The 18,118-nt window shown below is 52.0% G+C and carries 14 protein-coding genes; 6 read left to right on the top strand and 8 right to left on the bottom strand.

Features of this window, described 5'->3' with window-relative positions:
* The first annotated feature begins 23 nt into the window (after positions 1–23).
* Both ACHZB8_RS07170 and ACHZB8_RS07165 read left to right on the top strand, forming a co-directional pair.
* Positions 24–920 carry an aldo/keto reductase gene (locus tag ACHZB8_RS07170; RefSeq protein WP_316859575.1) on the top strand — a complete coding sequence of 299 codons (897 nt, stop codon included), beginning with the start codon at positions 24–26 and terminating at the stop codon, positions 918–920.
* 43 nt (positions 921–963) lie between these two features.
* Entirely contained in the window at positions 964–2,019 is a 1,056-nt protein-coding gene (locus ACHZB8_RS07165) for an NAD(P)-dependent alcohol dehydrogenase (protein ID WP_316859574.1), read from the top strand.
* Between the two features lie 72 nt (positions 2,020–2,091).
* Here the strand turns inward: ACHZB8_RS07165 and ACHZB8_RS07160 are convergent, their stop codons facing one another.
* Together ACHZB8_RS07160 and ACHZB8_RS07155 are read right to left on the bottom strand one after the other, a co-directional pair.
* On the bottom strand, positions 2,092–2,988 hold the full coding sequence (locus tag ACHZB8_RS07160) for a LysR family transcriptional regulator (RefSeq protein WP_316859573.1): 897 nt from the start codon (positions 2,986–2,988) through the stop codon (positions 2,092–2,094).
* A 172-nt stretch (positions 2,989–3,160) separates the two neighbouring features.
* Positions 3,161–4,306 (bottom strand): hypothetical protein, encoded by a 1,146-nt coding sequence (locus tag ACHZB8_RS07155; RefSeq protein WP_316859572.1) that lies wholly within the window; start codon positions 4,304–4,306, stop codon positions 3,161–3,163.
* Positions 4,307–4,697: 391 nt separating this feature from the next.
* On the opposite strand from ACHZB8_RS07155, the gene ACHZB8_RS07150 reads away from it, so the two are divergent.
* The 4 genes from ACHZB8_RS07150 (at position 4,698) to ACHZB8_RS07135 (ending at position 10,188) form a co-directional block, all read left to right on the top strand.
* Positions 4,698–6,233 (top strand): peptidoglycan-binding protein, encoded by a 1,536-nt coding sequence (locus tag ACHZB8_RS07150; RefSeq protein WP_316859571.1) that lies wholly within the window; start codon positions 4,698–4,700, stop codon positions 6,231–6,233.
* 68 nt (positions 6,234–6,301) lie between these two features.
* The gene (locus tag ACHZB8_RS07145; RefSeq protein WP_316859570.1) at positions 6,302–7,204 is read left to right on the top strand and encodes a hypothetical protein; all 903 of its coding nucleotides are present in this window, start codon (positions 6,302–6,304) and stop codon (positions 7,202–7,204) included.
* A gap of 266 nt (positions 7,205–7,470) precedes the next feature.
* On the top strand, positions 7,471–8,370 hold the full coding sequence (locus ACHZB8_RS07140; protein ID WP_316859569.1) for an OmpA family protein: 900 nt from the start codon (positions 7,471–7,473) through the stop codon (positions 8,368–8,370).
* 123 nt (positions 8,371–8,493) lie between these two features.
* The gene (locus ACHZB8_RS07135) at positions 8,494–10,188 is read left to right on the top strand and encodes a DUF4384 domain-containing protein (protein ID WP_316859568.1); all 1,695 of its coding nucleotides are present in this window, start codon (positions 8,494–8,496) and stop codon (positions 10,186–10,188) included.
* A gap of 217 nt (positions 10,189–10,405) precedes the next feature.
* Here ACHZB8_RS07135 and ACHZB8_RS07130 read toward each other — a convergent pair whose 3' ends face one another.
* The 6 genes from ACHZB8_RS07130 to ACHZB8_RS07105 all read right to left on the bottom strand — a co-directional run bounded on the left by ACHZB8_RS07130 (position 10,406) and on the right by ACHZB8_RS07105 (position 17,854).
* Entirely contained in the window at positions 10,406–11,503 is a 1,098-nt protein-coding gene (locus ACHZB8_RS07130; RefSeq protein ID WP_316859567.1) for a sn-glycerol-3-phosphate ABC transporter ATP-binding protein UgpC, read from the bottom strand.
* A 2-nt stretch (positions 11,504–11,505) separates the two neighbouring features.
* Entirely contained in the window at positions 11,506–13,440 is a 1,935-nt protein-coding gene (locus tag ACHZB8_RS07125; RefSeq protein ID WP_316859566.1) for a beta-L-arabinofuranosidase domain-containing protein, read from the bottom strand.
* A gap of 25 nt (positions 13,441–13,465) precedes the next feature.
* Positions 13,466–14,365 (bottom strand): carbohydrate ABC transporter permease, encoded by a 900-nt coding sequence (locus tag ACHZB8_RS07120; RefSeq protein ID WP_316859565.1) that lies wholly within the window; start codon positions 14,363–14,365, stop codon positions 13,466–13,468.
* Entirely contained in the window at positions 14,362–15,291 is a 930-nt protein-coding gene (locus ACHZB8_RS07115) for a sugar ABC transporter permease (RefSeq protein ID WP_316859564.1), read from the bottom strand. Before ACHZB8_RS07115 ends, ACHZB8_RS07120 begins: the two co-directional genes overlap by 4 nt.
* A gap of 87 nt (positions 15,292–15,378) precedes the next feature.
* The gene (locus tag ACHZB8_RS07110; RefSeq protein ID WP_394706148.1) at positions 15,379–16,626 is read right to left on the bottom strand and encodes an ABC transporter substrate-binding protein; all 1,248 of its coding nucleotides are present in this window, start codon (positions 16,624–16,626) and stop codon (positions 15,379–15,381) included.
* 124 nt (positions 16,627–16,750) lie between these two features.
* Complete coding sequence (locus ACHZB8_RS07105; protein WP_316859562.1) at positions 16,751–17,854, bottom strand: LacI family DNA-binding transcriptional regulator; 1,104 nt, start codon at positions 17,852–17,854, stop codon at positions 16,751–16,753.
* Positions 17,855–18,118: the final 264 nt, after the last annotated feature.

Raw genomic sequence — 18,118 nt, 5'->3', positions numbered from 1 at the left:
AGTCTCAAACACGGGAGACAACCATGCAAGGTTACAATCCTTCCATAAAGCTGAACAATGGCGTTACGATGCCAGCCGTTGGCCTCGGCGTATATCGCTCGAGCCCTGAAGACACTGTCGGAGCCGTCAAGGCAGCTCTGGCCGCCGGATATCGCATGATTGATACGGCCGCCGCCTATCGCAATGAAGCGCAGGTGTCTCAAGCCGTGCGCGAAAACGGCATCGCGCGAAGTGACATTTTCATCCAGACCAAACTCTGGGTCAGCGACTATAGTTATGACGGCGCGATGCACGGCTTTGAGCGTTCCATGAAGAAACTCGGCTTCGACTATCTCGACCTTTATCTTTTGCATCAGCCCGCACCGGCTGAATTTGAGCGAACCGTCGGGGCTTACAAGGCCGCCGAAAAACTCATGGCTGAAGGCCGCATTCGTGCCATTGGTGTCAGCAATTTCAGTCCGGCTCACATTGAGCGCCTGATGGCAGAAACGGATGTCACGCCAGCCGTCAATCAGGTCGAGCTGCATCCCTTCTTTACGCAGAAACCGCTGATCGACTTTCACAAGAAACACGATATCCTCACGCAGGCATGGTCACCCATTGGCGGCGTGCAACGGTACTGGCGCGAGGATGCCAAGCCCGAGGAAGACCCTCTGACCCATCCCGCCATTGCGGCGCTGGCACAAAAATACAGTAAGAGCCCAGCTCAAATCATGCTACGCTGGCACTTGCAACTTGGCATTTCGATCATACCGAAATCTGTCAGTCCGGCCCGCATTATCGAGAATTTCGACATCTTCGATTTTGCGCTGACGGCTGAAGAGATCGCCAGCATCGATGCACTTGACACCGGCAAGCGCGGAGGCCCGGATCCTGAGCATTCCGATCGAAAGGCTTTCCCCTTCGTGATCGAAGACTGACGCCCTGCGACAAACGAGTAAACCTTTTCCAAGAGGACCAATCATGGCTACACACATCAAAGCCGTCGGTACGACACAAGCAAAGAAACCTCTGGAAGTGATGGACATCGCCCGGCGAGACCTGCAACCGGATGATGTTCAGTTCCAGATCCTCTATTGCGGCATTTGCCATTCCGATCTGCATCAGGTGAATGACGATTTCGGCCTTGGGCATTTTCCGATGGTTCCCGGTCATGAATTCGTTGGCCGGGTGACTGCTGTTGGTAGTGAGGTCACGTCCTTCAAGGTTGGCGATCTGGCCGCTGTTGGCTGTATCGTGGATTCCTGCGGTCATTGCCATGCCTGCCGCCATGATCTGGAGCAGTTTTGCGAAGGGGAAGGGGGAACGACCCTATCCTTCAACTCTCCGGACAAATATATGGACAGCATGACCTATGGCGGTTTTTCCCAGAGCTATGTCTGCAAGGAAAAATACACTTTGCACATGCCGGATAGTCTTGATCTGGCTTCGGCAGCTCCGCTGCTTTGCGCAGGGATTACGGTCTACTCGCCACTCAAACACTGGGGGGCAGGGGCTGGCAAAACCGTGGGCATCGTCGGCATTGGCGGGCTTGGCCATGTTGCCATCAAGATCGCCAAAGCGATGGGAGCCCATGTGGTGGTCTTCACCACATCTGCCACCAAAGTGGTTGATGCCAAACGTCTCGGTGCTCATGAGGCGGTGTTATCGACCAATCCCGAGCAGATGAAAGCCTTCGCGTCCAAGGTGGATATCATCATCGACACGGTCTCTGCCGGGCATGAAATCAATGCCTATCTCAACCTGTTGGCCATAGATGGCTCTCTGGTGCTGGTGGGGCTTCCGTCCGAGCCGCTCGAAGTGGGGGCCTTCAATGTGGTCCAGGGGCGTCGCAGCTTCTCTGGCTCCAATATCGGTGGTATCGCCGAGACACAGGAAATGCTCAACTTTTGCGCCGAGCATGACATTGTTGCAGACATCGAGTTGATCAGCGCCGATCAGATCAACGAAGCTTTCGAGCGTCTTGAAAACAATGACGTGTGCTATCGCTTCGTGATCGACATGTCCACGCTCGGCTAGGTTCTCTGACGGGATACGCAACGCGCAAAACGGCTGGGTCCAACCAGCCGTTCATATTTGGCAAAGAGGGCACTAGCGCGCCTTCCAGCGCAAGGCATCCACCACGATAGAAAAGGCCGAGGATGCTTGCCGCCGAGATGGATAATAGAGATAATAGCCGGGAAATGGAGGGCTCCAGTCTTCCAGCGTCGTGACAAGCTTGCCACTCTTCAGATAGGGTTCCAGATGGTGATCTGTCAGGCAGCATAATCCGCGTCCATCAAGACAGGCTTGAATGATCATGTCGGGATCATTCGATGTGAATTGCCCCTCAACCCGCACATTGAGCGGCTTGCCGTTCTTCTCGAATTCCCACGGATAGAGCCCGCCCAGCGTAGGGAGACGCATATTGATACAGATATGTTCTGTAAGATCATGCGGGGTCTCGGGGTGCCCATGCTCTTCAAAATAGGCGGGCGTTCCAACCGCCAGCATGCGCAATTCCGGGCTGATCCGTACCGCGATCATGTCTTTCTCGACGCTCTCGCCCAGCCTTACACCGGCATCAAAGCGCTCTTCGACAATGTCTGTCCACTTCTGGTCAACCGAGATTTCTATGCGGATGTCGGGATAGTCTTCCATGATCGGAGCGAGCTTGGGATAGAGAATGTCCTGAGCTGCCTTGCGAGAGCTGTTGATGCGTACAAGCCCCGCCGGTTTTGATCGGAATACTGTCAGTCCTCTCAATTCATTCTCGATATTGTCCAGAGAGGGCCGCAGAGTTGCGGCCAGTTTCTCGCCCACGTCCGTCGGGGAGACGTTGCGGGTGGTCCGCGTCAGAAGACGTAGATCAAGCCGCTCTTCCAGCCGCTTGACAGTATGGCTAAGGGAAGATTGCGACGTACCAAGGCGCGCCGCTGCCTTGGTAAAACTTCTTTCTTCACAAACGGCAAGAAATGCGATGAGATCGCCCAGTTCATCTCGTTTCATTTATGAATTTCCAATATCAGATTGGTTGGAAAATTGAGCTACATTCATAATTATGTGAACTATTGGATACAATGTCAATGACGCAATCAAATACCGTAGTATCAAATCAGGAAGGTCCCTGTTTGGCCAAATTTACATTGAAAAAGATCGATTTTGACTAACGGTCGATATTCTATTTGACAACTTGGATGTGGCCAACGGTTCTTCCATTTTGATCTTGCCATGTGGTTGTTCCGTTTCCACTATATTTGTATATTATCTTCGGTTGAGCTTTTTCAGTGCTTTGAATGGTCTTGGGGGGTGAACGATTCTCATCGTAAGTTTCGTAAGAATCGTCAAAGGGTTCCCACGATTTGTTTATATGCTCCCGGACTTTCTCTTCCATATTGAGAACACCAAGACCAACTTCTGAGAAATATGTTCCGATGCCGGGTACAGCGGCCTTCAGATATTTGCCATTGAAAGCATTATAGGCTTTCGTCGTCGCATCTGCGGTAGAAGATATCAGCTCTCTTCCTTCTTCCGTTTTTATGAGGTTCTTCGCACCTGTATAGATATCGCCAGCCGTGTCGGATATGGTTTGTATGCCCTGATCGACCATTTCTCCGACTTGTTGATTGACATTGGTTCGAATTTCTTCGTCTTGAAAATATGCTCTGTAACTGTCGACAATCCGTTCGGCACCATTTTTAGTCACAGGGTCATCGGATTTGAACTCATCTGGAATATCCAGGTTTGTTGACGCGTCACTATATGTGTCTTGCTCGTCAGGTTCCTTGTCGTTGGCTGAGGCGGCTTCGCTATTTGGGTCTGGTTCAGAATTGGATCCAGCAAATGAAACTTTTACACCGCCATCCTTCAAAAACAAGACTTCAATGCCATTGGTAGTTTTTACATAGAAATTATCAAGGTCCACATTAATTTGTCGGCTGCATATGTTGCCATGTTCTAGACTTGTTTCCAGAATTTCCAGCTCTTCCTTATCCAATGTGGTGCTCCGGGTGACGTAGCTAACGATTGTCGGCACTGGTACGTCCACTTGTATCCTTTCGCCTGTTGTGTATCCGTCTCGCATCGGAAAAATGGTAAAGGAAACAAATCCCTTTTTGCTCTGGATCAAGTTTGAACTATCATCAAGAGAGCCTCCGAATCCCACGGATTGATCGGATGAATCGCTTTCATTAATTTGCCGGGCATAGTTAAGCCCCTCGTGCAAGTTGCCTTGCAGGAGAAAACTTCTGATGATCTCAATTGGATTTTGGTTGGCGGATCCGGAGGGCGCAAAAAAACTTCCAATGCATATGAATGCTGTGGCCATAAGGAGTCTAAAAAACATGAGTCAAACCAAAAATTCAAAATGTTAAACGGAATCGATGAACAACAACGATAGATCAATCTGACGACAAATCGAAGAGGTGCAAATTTGCGTTCAATAGACAACCATGTTTGCAGGCAAATTGGTATCAGAGTCAGTTCAGTAACGAGATCGATAAAAAAGTGTCTTTGTGTATTAGTACGTTCCAGCGCCAAACCGATCGCCGAAACAATGCTATAAACTAACCTAATTCATTAACGTGACGAAAAGTTTCCTAAGAATTTCTGTGGAGACCTTTGGTTGTCGTTGTCGAAATGATGCGTAAAACGTGTAAGACTGGCAAGAGATTAATTTTTCTTTTGTCAAATATTGAATTCTTTTCGCGGGGGATGTTATGCACAGAACGGTTTCTCTCAAAGTTTGCGCTTTGATGCTGATGACAGCAATCGCAATTCCTGTTCATTCCAACAGTGCAAAGGCTGGTTCAAATACCGGTGCATTTGCTGCCGGAGCGATCATCGGCGGTGTGGTGGGCGCTATCGCTGCCAGCCAAAAGGGAAGAACAACCCAAAAGAAGCGCACAACATCGTATAGCAAGCGCAAAACCAGCAATAGCGCGGCTTATTCGGCGCAGCGCCAAGAGAATATTCAAGTTCAGAAGGCACTCAATCTTTATGGCTTCAATGTCGGCACGGCCGATGGCGCGCTTGGCAAGAAGTCAAAGGCTGGTATCCGACAGTTCCAGATGGCAAACGGTTTCGCTCCAACCGGTCAGTTGACTCAGGTTGAAAAGCAGATGCTGCTCACAGTGCCTTTCCAGGTTGAGAATGCCCTTTACCAAAATGGCTTTTCCGTAGGTATGGTTGACGGCAAGGTCGATCAGCAAACCTCGATCGCTATTGCCCAGTTCCAGGGTAAGCTGGGTGAGACCCCAACCGGTAGTCTTACTCCGAATCAGACCTTGAGGCTGCTGGGCGATCAGCAGACCGTGATGGCCAGCCAGCAAGGCTATGTGCCCAATCAAATGCAGCCGACAAATACGGTTCAAACCATCGTCCCGGCGGCTTCCAATACGCAGATCATAAGCAATGCCGGCAGCAGTTTCCCAGAGATTGTCGCCAACAATTTTGCCAAAGGCAAAATCAAGAATGACAATGCTGTGGCCGTGATTATTGGCAACCAGGACTATAGCGGCAAAGACATTCCGAATGTCGAATTTGCAACACGCGATGCCCTGGCCATGAAATATGCCTTCATCAATACCCTTGGTATTCCTGAAGACAACGTGATCTATATCGAGAATGCGACCCTGTCCGTGCTTGTCGACACGTTTGGCAATGAAAGCCCGGATGGCAGCATGCTTTGGTCCTATATCGATCCAGACGGTGAGTCAGACGTCTATGTCTATTACTCAGGCCATGGCATTCCGTCACTCGATAATGGTGGAGCGCAGGCGCAAGCTTATATTGCTCCAACCGACGTGATTTCTACTTCGTCAATTCAATCATCCTATTCCCTCGAAAAACTATATTCCAACCTGGAGGCACTGCCCACCAAGTCGGTCACATTGTTTATTGATGCCTGCTTCTCCGGTGCTGCTGGCAACGGCGACATGATCATTCAGGCTGCGTCTCCGATTGTCATCCCCGCCTATGCACCAGAAGAGAGCGGTTCGATCAATGTTTTCGCGGCAGCTCAGGCAGACCAGATCGCAAGCTGGGATGAATCGGATGGCCACGGGATCTTTACCAAATATCTGATTGCCGGTCTGGGCGGCCAAGCGGATGGCGATGATGATGGCAGCGTATCGAACGGAGAGCTGGAGGCCTTCCTTGAAAAGCAGGTCCACCGCAGTGCTCGCCGGTCTTGGCGCCGCGATCAGACCCCGACATTCGAGGGCGATCAGGAACAAGTCATTGTCTACTACTGATGTTGGGCAAATTGCGTGACAATTTTGTCAAGTCAAGCCATTGCATCTGATTACGAATGGAGTTTTTTATGCGAAGAATATTAAACGCATTTCTCGTCACGCTTTTCGTGGCGATTGCAGCGAGCGCTGCACAGGCTCAGCCGGTGCGCATCATTGTCATGGGAGAAGATAGCGATCCTGCGACCATCCGAAGAAACCATGACATTTACAAGCGTGTCATTGCAGAATTGCGCCGTCCCATGCGGCGCGCGCAATTCGATATCATGGATGAAGAAATCATTGCTGCTGATTTGGGCTTCGCTATCAATGAACGGCGTCCAAAGCTTGAATTGTTGCAGACGGTCAAGCTGGCCAATCGCAGCTTGAACATGAATAACAGGTCCCGCTTTTTGGCTCTGTTCCGGATTCACGTTTTCTCCGAAACCCTGGCCTTTGCCAAACAGGTCAGTGTTCGACTTGACGGAGAATTGTATGATCTGGAAACGGGCGCTTATGTCGACGCCTTTGAAATTCCAGAAACAAGATTCCCCGTTCCCATGGAATGCAACCGTCTTTGCATGAGCGAAAAGGCCGGTGAGCATGCAAGGGATATGGCTGGAAATCTGGGTCAGGTTCTGTCGCGCGAATTGCAGATCTACATTGCTTCCAAAACGGCAAAACCTGCCGCCGATCAGCCAGTTGCAAATGTCGGGCTTCTGAATTCCTATACTCTGCGTGTCAAGGGCTTCAAGCCAAGTGCTCTTCTGAAAATCATCGGCGCTATCCGCGAAGACTTTGAAGGCACGTCTACTCTCATGCTCGAAGAGCGAAACGAAAATGAACGCATTTATCGTTTCGAAACCCATGATCTGACCGTGCCACTTGATGAGAGCATCCAGACTTTGTTGATGGGTGCCGGGTTTGACATTGATCGGGATATTTCGGTCAGTCTCGTGAATGAAACACTCTCGGTGGAAAATCTGGCCTACTAAATGAAAATGGAAGGGCGTCGGACAACCGGTCGCCCTTTTCTTCAGGATGTGGCTTGTCAGTCCGTTGTATTTGCCAGTCTGACGCCATTTGCAACGATAAAATCTTCAAGCTGAAGCTCCGATATCTTTGCCCACCTACATTTCTATTCAGGTCAAGTGTCATGAATTTATTCAAAAGACTGTTTTTAATCACATTGGCATGTTGCTTGAGCAGCATGGCATCGGCTCAATCAGGGCGTTATGAACTTCTGGATCAAGGCGACGCGATGCGAGTTTTCTCAGCTCCTGTCGGATCTTCGGTTCAAATCCGCCGTGATGGCAAACTCGACATCTTTGTCAAGCAATCCATCCTTGTGCAGCAGCTTCCGCTCCATAGCCTGCTGAGTGATATTGGCTTGTTCCATCGTTTGCCGGGATTTATCTCCCGTGACATCCGTTTCGAATTTGGCAGTGCGCAACTGACTGTTCCTGCGAGACAATATCTTGATGTGCTTGCATCCCAGATCGCTCAAAGCTATCGGGCCAATCCGGATCTGACATTGCTGATTGCTGGCTTTACCGATGCGGTCGGCAGCGCTGCTTACAATCTGGATCTGTCCGCGCGCCGCGCAGCTGCGGTGAAGATGTATTTGACTGAGAATTACGGCTTCCCCTCCTGTTTGTTCAATACGACGAGTTTCGGCGAGCTGTGGGATGGGCTTCTGGTCAAAACAAAGCAGGCCAATGCTCTGAACCGGCGTGTTGAAATCAGAAGCACGGATGTTCTGAGATATGCAGGGACGCAAGATTTCGTTTTCAGTTGCCGCAATGTCGGACCTGCGACGGGTGTCACCATTCAGGTAACGCCACCTCCTGTTCCGGTTCAGTCTGTCACGACCTGCCGCACGGGTAACATCGCGACGTCGATTACACTGACCTTGAAGGGGTTCAACAATTCTGAATTCCTGACTCATTTCGAGAAAATGTGGCCGACCCTCGGGGGCTATTCCGCACATCATCTCGAAGAGATTCAGCCGAATCTGCGCATCTATAGAGTGGATCTGACATACGGAAATTGTGAGATCCTGGATGACATTTTGAGACATCTCGAACAGAATGGTTATCGGGTTGATGACGCGATCACCACCAAGATGGTTGGCAACGAAGTCATCGTAGAAAAGCTGTAAACCTTCTTGGGTTTTGAATAGCATCTCAAGGCAAAATCATAGAGCCGCTTGTTGCGGCTCTAAATTTCTTTTTTCAAAAAGGGCTATGGCGCCAGCCGTTTAGGGGCCTGGTGTACGGTTGTTATGCTTGCACTATTGCGTATTTCTGTTTTGTCGATTCTTGGTCTGTGTACATTGCTTGCCATCGAACCAGCGCGTGCTGGTATCGTTGAAGCCAACATAGACGCCGCAGTGTTTGATCTGGTTGACAATCTTCGAAAGTCCGATGTGAGCCGGATCGGGGTTGAGATGTCCGATACCCATCGTGACTATATAAATGACAGTGACCGAAAACGGATCCTGTCATTGGTCGAGCGGTTTTTATCGCAACAGTCCGAACAGAAATTCGAAGTCATTTCCAGAACGTCGACAAAACAGGCTCAGCGTGAATCTCAGAACAACAATCAGTCATTTTCTGACTTTGTGGATCAGCAAAGCATAGATACCGTCATTCGATTGAATACCTATGACTATCAGGGTGGGTTGAAATTCAATCTGGAAGCTGCGCCCTATGGACAGACCAAACTCATTTCCGCTTCCGAGCAGTATTTGCTGATTGACAGCGTGCAAGACCTCAATCGATTTTCTCCTCAGAGAGCCATGCACATTGTTTCAAAGGAGTTGGCGCAGTATCTGTTCGACAGGGCTGACTATAGTTACTCGACGCCATTCTCGGTGAAGGCCGAAGATGAAAATCTCAAGTCCTCGGACAAGCTCACCACCTATCTGAAGAATCTGGTATTGTCTGAACTCAGTGTCATGTGGGAAGGGCGATATGAACAACCCGGCATTCAGGCGCTTGACGATGGCGTGCAGGGGCAAATTGAAGTTGGGCCCTGGGGGCTGGATGTGTCGGCCGATGTTCATGACAAGGGCATTTCGGTAACAGTTGCACTCATTCGAGATGGGTTCAGGCAAACTAACCGATTTATTGAAATTGACAAATCGCAAGTTGATCCGGGATTGTTGCGCCCGACAATCAATCCGTTTTTCACGCAGAATTCCAGGCCGGTTCACACCGAGGAACTCAAGCCATCTGACACACCATTTCTCGCCACCGGGAAGGCCGTCATCGGTGCGGAACTCGTCGAGCAGGAAGCCCTTACCGCAGCAAAATTGCTGGCCCGTGCGCGAGCCATCAGTACCGCACTCAATTTGGATCCCCCCAAGATCGGGCTTGTTCGACGCAGTCAGGAAATACCGCGCCTCATTGGCTACCTGAATGAAGGGCTCCCCTATGATGAGAGCGTGTCAGTCGAAAAGGGTGAAAATGTCGTTGAAGTAACGGTCCGAATGAAAGTCCAGCCGCTGTTTCATAACGACGATGTCACGGCACGAATAAAATCGCCGGTCCTGCTGAGTGGTGATCCGTTGCAAATATCGGTCATGTCAGAAAAGTCGCTCTATTTTGGTCTTTTCGGATGGCAGGCCGATGGCACCGTGATCCGGATTTTCCCATTCCGGCATCGCGATAAAATCAGACTGTATGAGAAACGGCCAACCATCCTGCCTTCTAAACCATTCGGTCTTGATGAACTGACCAGCATGCCTCTGGAAGGTGCCCAGTCCAACCATGAAGCATTGGTCCTGATCACTTCAAGTCGTCCGATGGATCTCGGTCGATTGGCAAAGCGCGTCGCCCGCAAAAATGAGAATTGGCAAAAGCGGGGTCATCGGGATTCACAGTTTTTCAGTATGTTGTCATTGCAGGTTCAAGCGGCACCCAAGGGAACAAGCATTTTGTTTGTTCCCTATCAGGTGGTTGATCGAAAGCCATAAGACGATCCCTCACAATTCCACGCGGTCGGAAAAGAGCGTTGTTCCTCTCAATGGCAAGGTCTTTGGGCGGGCAATGGGGGGGGGATCAGACGGTCCGGCCTGAAAACTTGAGGCACCCAGTTATCAGACCGGCTTGAAACGGCTCGCGTCTCAAGCTGAAACAGACCGGAAAGCATCAAGCCACTCCCGCATGATCCGGGAATGGCCTCGACATGCATCAGCGAATGCGTTGCTCATCCTGGTCGAACAAACAGATCTGGTTTTTGTCGACAGTCAGGTTCAATACCGCACCGCGTTTGGTAATAGCTTCTCGTTCGACATTTACCGTGCAGCTTTTGCTCCCGATGGTTCCATAAAGATAACTCGCGCCACCAAGAAACTCCGAGAAACCGACCGTGAAGGGGACTGCCGACTTGTCACTCTTGGCCAGTCGCCAATGTTCAGGCCGAATGCCCACATGGACGGGCGTTCCGTCGGTTGGCCTGGTTTTGATGTCTTTGGTTTCAAGAACAACCCCGGCCACCTCGACCCCATCGGCACGCATGATGCCTTCAAGGAAATTCATCTTTGGACTGCCGATAAAACCACCGACAAACATATTGTCAGGGTCGTCATAGAGCTTGGAAGGAGAGCCGACCTGTTCGATGCGCCCGGCGCGCAAGACCACGATCTTGTCCGCCAGCGTCATGGCTTCTGTCTGGTCGTGCGTCACATAAATCATCGTATTGCCCAGCTTTTGATGCAAGCGGGCAATCTCGATGCGCATGTCCACGCGAAGCTCTGCATCAAGGTTAGATAGCGGCTCGTCGAAAAGGAACACATCTGGATCTCGCACGATGGCTCTGCCGATTGCAACACGCTGCCGCTGCCCTCCCGAGAGCTGTCCGGGGCGTCGGTCCAGATAGTCATTCAGTTGCAAGACATCCGCAGCCTGCTGAACCTTCTGCTCGACTTCGCCCTTGGGACGCCCCGCCACTTTTAATCCAAAGCCCATATTCTGGGCGACCGACATGTGCGGATAAAGCGCATAGGTTTGAAACACCATGGCAATGCCGCGGTCGGACGGATCCTCGTCGGTGACATCCTTGCCAGCGATCATGACATCGCCGCTAGAGACCTCCTCGAGCCCGGCGATCAGCCGCAGAAGGGTGGACTTGCCGCAGCCTGATGGCCCGACAAAGACAACAAACTCACCGCCCTCGATTTCCAGATCAACATCCCGGATCACTTCAACCGAGCCGAATGACTTGCTCACGCGCCGCAGACACACCCCGGCCTGACGTTGAATATTTTGCAGATTGACTTGTTCGTTCATCGTCATGCCTCTCTACGCAACCAGACCAGCATTTCGCCCGGTGCGCGATTATCCCACAGATAATAGGGAATAGCCTTGAGTTTTGCAGATACCCGCGATGGCGGCCTGGTGTTGTATAGGGCGTCTGTTTCCTGATACTCGGCCAAAGCTTCGATCTCGAGTGCGATCGTGTTCGGCCACGGGTCTATGCTGGTTGTTGCGATTTTGCTCAGGTCCTCAACTAGATAGCTGTTGAGCGGAGCCGAATGGTCGACGCCTTCGATGCAATAGACAAACGGGCCACGCATCAGGGCGACGCGCCCCTGATCATGCGCAACTTTTGTGTTGGCGTAGAGCTTGCGTGGCTCGATGGCGAGATCCAGCGTCAACGTGTCACCTGCCTGCCAGGTCCGATCAAGACGTAGGTAACCCTTTTGCAATTGTGCCTCAACCGCTTCCCCATTGAGGGTAAGCGTGTATGTTTCAACCCAGTTGGGAACGCGCAATGACAGCGTGAACCGGGCAGGGGCCTCGGGTTCTATGCCAAACACGATACGACCATCCGCCGGATAGGTTGTGGTTTGCGAGAGCGCGAGATTAACGCCGGAGACTTTCAGGTGTGCCTTGTTTTCACAGTAGAGATGAACCGCCACCTCATCTTCGGACAGGCCATAGAAATATGTGCCTATGGATGACAGCAATCGCGACACATTGGGCGGGCAACATGGACAACGATGCCAGCGCCAGCGATGATGATGACCATGGCTTTCCAGTGGATTGTCATAGAAAAAGTGGCTTCCGTCATCGGAAAGACCAGACAGCACATTGTTATAAAGCGCCTGCTCCATCACGTCGGCATAGCGAGCATCCGGTGTCCGTCCCAACATGCGGCTTGCCCAGAAGACCAGAGCGACTGCGGCGCAGGTCTCGGCATAGGCTGAGTCATTGGGCAGGTCATAATCGAAGGTCAGCCCCTCATTGTCCTTGGAGGGTCCAAAGCCGCCGGTAATGTAGAGGTTTCGCTCTGTCAGATGGGTCCAGAGGGCATCAAGTGCCGGATCGAGACTGCTGTCCGAGAATTCGGTCGCGACATCTGCCATCCCCGCATAGAGATAGGCGGCTCGCACCGCATGGCCCACGACTTCCCTTTGATCCCTTACCGGCTTGTGCGCCTGGCAATATTCCAGTGTCGAGAAATGGAAGTCTTCCGGTTTCTCTCCACGGGCGTGCGCCTCGGCATCAAAATAGCTAGGACTTTCTCCTCGCACATCGACGAAGAATTTGGCCAGATCCAGATAACGCTGCTCCCCGGTTACACGGCCAAGCTTGATCAGTGCCAACTCGAGTTCAGGGTGTCCGGGATAACCCCGCTTCTTGCCGTCCTGAGGTCCGAAAGTGGCGTCGATGCAGTCGGCATAGCGGCACATGACATCGAGAAACTTGCGTTTGCCGGTAGCATGAAAATAGGCGATTGCACCTTCCATCAGATGCCCGGCATTGTATAGTTCGTGTCGATCTCTAAGGTTCGTCCAGCGTTTGCCGGGTTCGATCCTGAGATACCAGCTGTTGAGATAGCCGTCTTCTGCCTGAAGGCGGCTATAGGCGTCAATCACCATGTCGACACGTGCTTCAAGTTCAGCGTCCCGGTGCCGGTTCAGAGCATAGGCGGCGGTCTCGATGCTCTTGCCAAAATCGGAGTCCCAGAACATCTGGGTTGTGACGGTATTGTTGTGCTGGAACGGGATCACGATCCCCGGATTGGGCAAGTCAGGATCCACCTGTTCGAGCATGCGTGCCTCAAGGCAACGGTCGAACAGGATTCTCGCTGTCGTTGTCGCAATCGTGTCAAGTTTCGGCCCAAAGAAGCCCGCGACATCGATCTGGTTGACGGCTAGCGGGCGAAATTTCGCCTTCGGTTGCATCGCCTCATCAGCTTGGGAAGCAGAAATGGTGTTCATTAATTTGTCCTTTCGCGGAGGGTGCCTATTTGACAGCACCGGCCGTGAGGCCTCTGATGTATGAGCGTTGAAGGATGAGGAAGAGGATCATGCAAGGGATCATCATGAGCGTGACACCGGCCTGCACCGCGCCCCAGTCAACCGATCCATAGCGTCCATGTTGAACCGCTGTCATGAGAACCGGTAGGGTGAACTTGCTTTGATCGGTGAGCAGGACGAGAGCCGCAAGAAACTCGTTCCAGGCATTGAGGAAGGCGAAGAGGCCAACTGTCACCACGCCGGGAAGCACCAATGGCCCCATGACCTGCACCAGCATGCGCCAACCCTTGACGCCATCCATGCGCGCCGCTTCCTCGATCTCTCTGGGCACTGCGTCAAAGGCGTTGCGCATCATGAAGACCGAGAATGGCAATTGCAGTGTCGAGTAGATGAAAACCAGACCGATCAGCGTATTCTGAAGCCCCATTTTTGCCAGCAGCAGAAAGAGCGGAGTGAGAATCGACTGAAACGGGATCATCATGGTCGACAGGATGAGCACGAAGGCAATGCCCTTGAAGGGGAAGCGATAGCGTGAGAAGCCATACCCGGCAAGCAGTGAGACCACGATGGTCAGCACTGACGTTCCCACCGCCACAAACAGCGAATTGCCCGAATAATGCAGCACTGACTGGCCAAAATTCTCCAGTCGGTCATAACTCGAGACGCTGAAACCATGCATGGGCCAGGGCGGCAGGGGCGGCTGGGTGGACTCTGCCGGTGAGCGAAAGCTCGACAACACAACCCAGGCCAGCGGAGCCAGAAACAGCAGGGCAACAAGCACGGATGTCACATGAAAAAGGATGTTGTGATATCTGTAGCGCCCTTTGCGTCGGGTCGGGGTGACTGTCGAAGGTGTCGGGTGGCCAGAAAAGGTGATGGAACTCATTTTTTCGGCCCCTTGTCGCTCAGGAAAGCAAGTTGAATGACGCTCAGCACCAACAGAATGAGCAGCAGGACCATGGAGAGGGCCGCGCCATATCCGAGGCGAAACGAAATGAAGCTTTCATTGAAAATCTTGTAAACGGCTGTCACCGTCATGTTCCGCGGTCCGCCACTGAGAATGATGTAGAACTGATCGAATGCCAGCATGGATCCGGAAATGCAAAGGATGAGCGCTAGCGCAAAAGGCTTGCGGATGAGCGGCATAATGATGAAGCGAAATCGTTGCCCCCATTTGGCTCCGTCGATCCGCGCGGCCTCGATATAGTCCGTGGGGATGGACTGCAACCCGCTCATGAGGATAACCATGTAGAAACCGGCCATCTTCCATATGACCATTGCTATGACCGACCAGAATGCAGGAGAAAAGCTGGCCAGAATATTGACGCGCCCATCGGTAAGCCCGATCGTTTGGGCAAGGGGTGAAAACAGGCCCGTGTCAACATTCGAGAGCCACACCCACAATAGCGCAGCGGAGGCAAAACCAGTCACCACGGGAAGAAAATAGATGGTTCTGTATGTGGAAACAGCCTTGCCCTGACCCTGAACGATCAGCGCCAGCCCCATTGCCACACCCAGAAGGCCGATGGTGATGACGACGGTATATTCGATCGTGAACCACAGCGAGGACCAAAAGCTCTTGTCATGTAACAGGCGCTCATAATTATCGAATCCGACCCAGCGAGGCATGCCCATGAGGGGCCATTTGTGGAGTGACATCCAGGCAGCCATGCCGAGCGGCACGATAAAGAAGAGTGTGACAAGCAAGAGCGCGGGAAGAACGAAAAACAACCCATTCCATTGCGAATGCCTGCGTCGCCTGCGCCGCTTGGTTGCTGGGACCTCCGGGGTCGCCATGAGACTGTCTGTCATGGAGCAATCCTTTGATGAGGGGTGCGTAAGTCACCGCCGACTGATCTGGATCAGCCGGCGGTTGGTTCCTGGTTGATTTTGGAGGATCTACCGGGAAGAATCGATGATAGCCTGCATTTCTTCCTGTGCTTCATCCATGGCTTCATCAACTTCTTCTTCGCTGTCGGCAAAGAAAGCCTTGTTGAGCATATTCACCCATGGGCCATTGAGAGAGTTGATGAGATCGTTGAAGACAGGGGTATAGGGGGTCCGGCCCTTGTCCATTGCCTTGGCAGCAATCAGATAACGGCTGTCGAGGCCCTCAAGTGCCTGCTCGGCAACATCGGCGCGTACAGGCAGGGATCCGTTCTTGGCGAGAATGGTCTGCCCTTCAAGCGAATAGGCAAAGTCGATGAATGCCTGAATTGCCGGCATCTTGGCCGCATCCGTTTTTGCAGAAACCACGATATTGTCGCCACCTGCAAAGGAAGACCAATCGCCATCCTTGCCGGGCAGATAGGTGACCCCATAGTCGAGATCCGGATACTGGTTGTTGAGGGCTCCAATGGCGAAGGAACCGGAAGGTGTAAGGCCGATATTGCCACCTGCAAATGCGGCAAAAAAGTTGGATCCTGAGTCTGTCTGGGAACCTGCCGGAACGAGGCCGTCTTTGGCCATGCCGCGGTAGAATTCAAGAGCTTCCTTCATCTGTGGAGTCTTGACTGTTGCTTTGGCTCCTTCATCTTCAAACAGGTTGCCCCCTGATGCCCAGATCAGCGGTGTGAAGGTGAAGATGTTGCAGCCACCACAATTGCCCGAGAAATAGAAGCCATATGTGTCATCGCCGAGTGCGCCGACTGCTTCTGCATCCTTGCGGATTTCAGCCCATGTGGTTGGTGCTTTTTCCGGGTCAAGCCCCGCCTTTTTGAAGAGATCCTTGTTCCACACAAGAACCGAAGCATCTGCTGAGAAAGGCATGCCGTAGATTTTGCCTTCATAGGTGCCAACACTCAGATGAGCTTTGGAAAGTTTGTCATAATAAGGCAGCCCCTTGGCAAATTCGGTGAGGTCCTTGAGCTGTCCTGCCTGAGCAAAGGACGGGGTGAAGATCAGGTCGAGAGACAGGGCGTCCGGTTGAGACCCGCCAGCGGCGGCAATCGCATATTTCTGAACCAGTTCATTGACTGGAACAATCTGCAATTCAGCCTTGTCATCGCCTTTTGCGTTGAAGGCATCAACCAGTTTGGGCATGAACTCGGAACCGTCCGAGCGAACCCAAAGAGAAAAGGTTTCTGCCTGAGCGAGGCTCGGCAGAGCGAGTGCGGCGATGGCAACACCGCCAAGGAATGCTTTGATAGTCACGATAACTCCTCCCTAAAAGTCGTCTCATGGCGCAATGGAGTTGAGACAACGTTTGCGCAAATTGTGCATATTCCGCCCTGAAGCATGTAATTTTCACATTTCAGGGGTCTTCATTCGTCTATTCAGACGCTTCTCCTCCGCAGGATTGACGCACGACTAGACGGCAATTCAGCTTTCTCAAGCCGGACTCGATCGGCTTGCCTTCAATCATGTCGAGCAGAGCCAGGCCTGCACTCTTGCCCAAGCATGTGAGACCCATATCCACCGTTGTCAGGGGAGGGCGTGTTGCTTTGGCAAAAACTTCCCAATTGTCGAAACCGACAATGGCAATGTCGTCGGGGACTTTGATCCCCATATGCGCAAAGGCATCGACAACGCCTCTGGCAATCTGGTCGTTTCCGCAGAAAATGGCATCGGGCCGATCTGCGCCGGACTCGAAAAGCCCATAGGCTGTCTTGTAGCCATGCTCTTCGGTCCAATTCCCGAAAATCGCTTCGGCAAAGGGGGCGAGGCCATTTTCGTCAAGGGCCTCAAGCCAACCGGCTTTGCGCAAATGAGCCGCCTCGAACGAGGACAGGCCTGTAATATGAACTATCTTGCGGCGCCCCAGATTGATTAGGTGCTGGGTCGCGTTTTTGGCTGCGTTAAAATCGTCAGGCACAAAGCCGATACTGCCTTGCGGACATTTGGAATAGACATAGACGACCGGCATGCCCAGTTTTGAAACATCAACAGGCAATTGCCGATCAATACGCTTGCCGGTGATAACCAGCCCGTCAACACGCTTTTCTTCCATGGCGCGCAAGTTCAGTTGCATCCGTTTGGGTTCTTTTTCGCCAGCACTCAAAAAGACTGAAACGCCTCTGTCTGTCATCGCAGAGGAAAGACCGGCTGCAACCGGAAGGGTAAAACGACCATAGGTGTCATCTGTCAGAAGGCCGAGTGTAAAGGAACGCTGCTGCACGAGACCTCGCGCCATGCTGTTGGGGCGATAGTCAAGTTCTTTGGCAACCTGCTGAACCCGAAGACGTGTCTCATCCGACATGCGTCCGGTTTCGTTGAGCGCGCGCGAGGCTGTCGTGACACTGACACCCGCTCTTGCTGCCACATCGCGAATAGTCGCGCGCTGAACCACTGTTGCAGGTCTGGAATTTGAATCTGAAACCACGATCTTCACCCCTTCCGCAAAATATGAAACCAGATTGAGATAACGTTTGCTCACTCATGGTTTACCGTTTGCGCAACGTGAAAATGCCTCGATTTCGAAATCTTGTCAATGAGACCTTTTTACTTTTTCCTGACCAGACAAAATGCGCGCACGTCAAAAATCCCGATAGGGGCACGCGTCGATTTTTCAATCAAGAGCATCGGTTCCAGTTGCGCAAATTTCTGCGCAACATAGCAGACGCTTGAAAAACGGAGGTGATTTGGAATGAACAAAAACCTTCGCGATGATGCCCTAAGGCCTATGTATCCCAGGCAGAGT

The organism is uncultured Cohaesibacter sp. (genome assembly GCF_963556055.3).
Taxonomy (GTDB): Bacteria; Pseudomonadota; Alphaproteobacteria; order Rhizobiales; family Cohaesibacteraceae; genus Cohaesibacter.
Note: the sequence above shows the minus strand (reverse complement) of the source record. Positions and strands in the feature narration are given on the sequence as shown.

Bases quoted from the DNA above. Each gene is read 5' to 3' on its own strand.
- ACHZB8_RS07155 (WP_316859572.1), bottom strand. From the start codon at position 4,306: ATGGCCACAGCATTCATATGCATTGGAAGTTTTTTTGCGCCCTCCGGA.
- ACHZB8_RS07145 (WP_316859570.1), top strand. From the start codon at position 6,302: ATGCGAAGAATATTAAACGCATTTCTCGTCACGCTTTTCGTGGCGATT.
- ACHZB8_RS07150 (WP_316859571.1), top strand. From the start codon at position 4,698: ATGCACAGAACGGTTTCTCTCAAAGTTTGCGCTTTGATGCTGATGACA.
- ACHZB8_RS07140 (WP_316859569.1), top strand. From the start codon at position 7,471: ATGCGAGTTTTCTCAGCTCCTGTCGGATCTTCGGTTCAAATCCGCCGT.
- ACHZB8_RS07170 (WP_316859575.1), top strand. From the start codon at position 24: ATGCAAGGTTACAATCCTTCCATAAAGCTGAACAATGGCGTTACGATG.
- ACHZB8_RS07125 (WP_316859566.1), bottom strand. From the start codon at position 13,440: ATGAACACCATTTCTGCTTCCCAAGCTGATGAGGCGATGCAACCGAAG.
- ACHZB8_RS07165 (WP_316859574.1), top strand. From the start codon at position 964: ATGGCTACACACATCAAAGCCGTCGGTACGACACAAGCAAAGAAACCT.
- ACHZB8_RS07115 (WP_316859564.1), bottom strand. From the start codon at position 15,291: ATGACAGACAGTCTCATGGCGACCCCGGAGGTCCCAGCAACCAAGCGG.
- ACHZB8_RS07130 (WP_316859567.1), bottom strand. From the start codon at position 11,503: ATGAACGAACAAGTCAATCTGCAAAATATTCAACGTCAGGCCGGGGTG.
- ACHZB8_RS07160 (WP_316859573.1), bottom strand. From the start codon at position 2,988: ATGAAACGAGATGAACTGGGCGATCTCATCGCATTTCTTGCCGTTTGT.
- ACHZB8_RS07120 (WP_316859565.1), bottom strand. From the start codon at position 14,365: ATGAGTTCCATCACCTTTTCTGGCCACCCGACACCTTCGACAGTCACC.
- ACHZB8_RS07135 (WP_316859568.1), top strand. From the start codon at position 8,494: ATGCTTGCACTATTGCGTATTTCTGTTTTGTCGATTCTTGGTCTGTGT.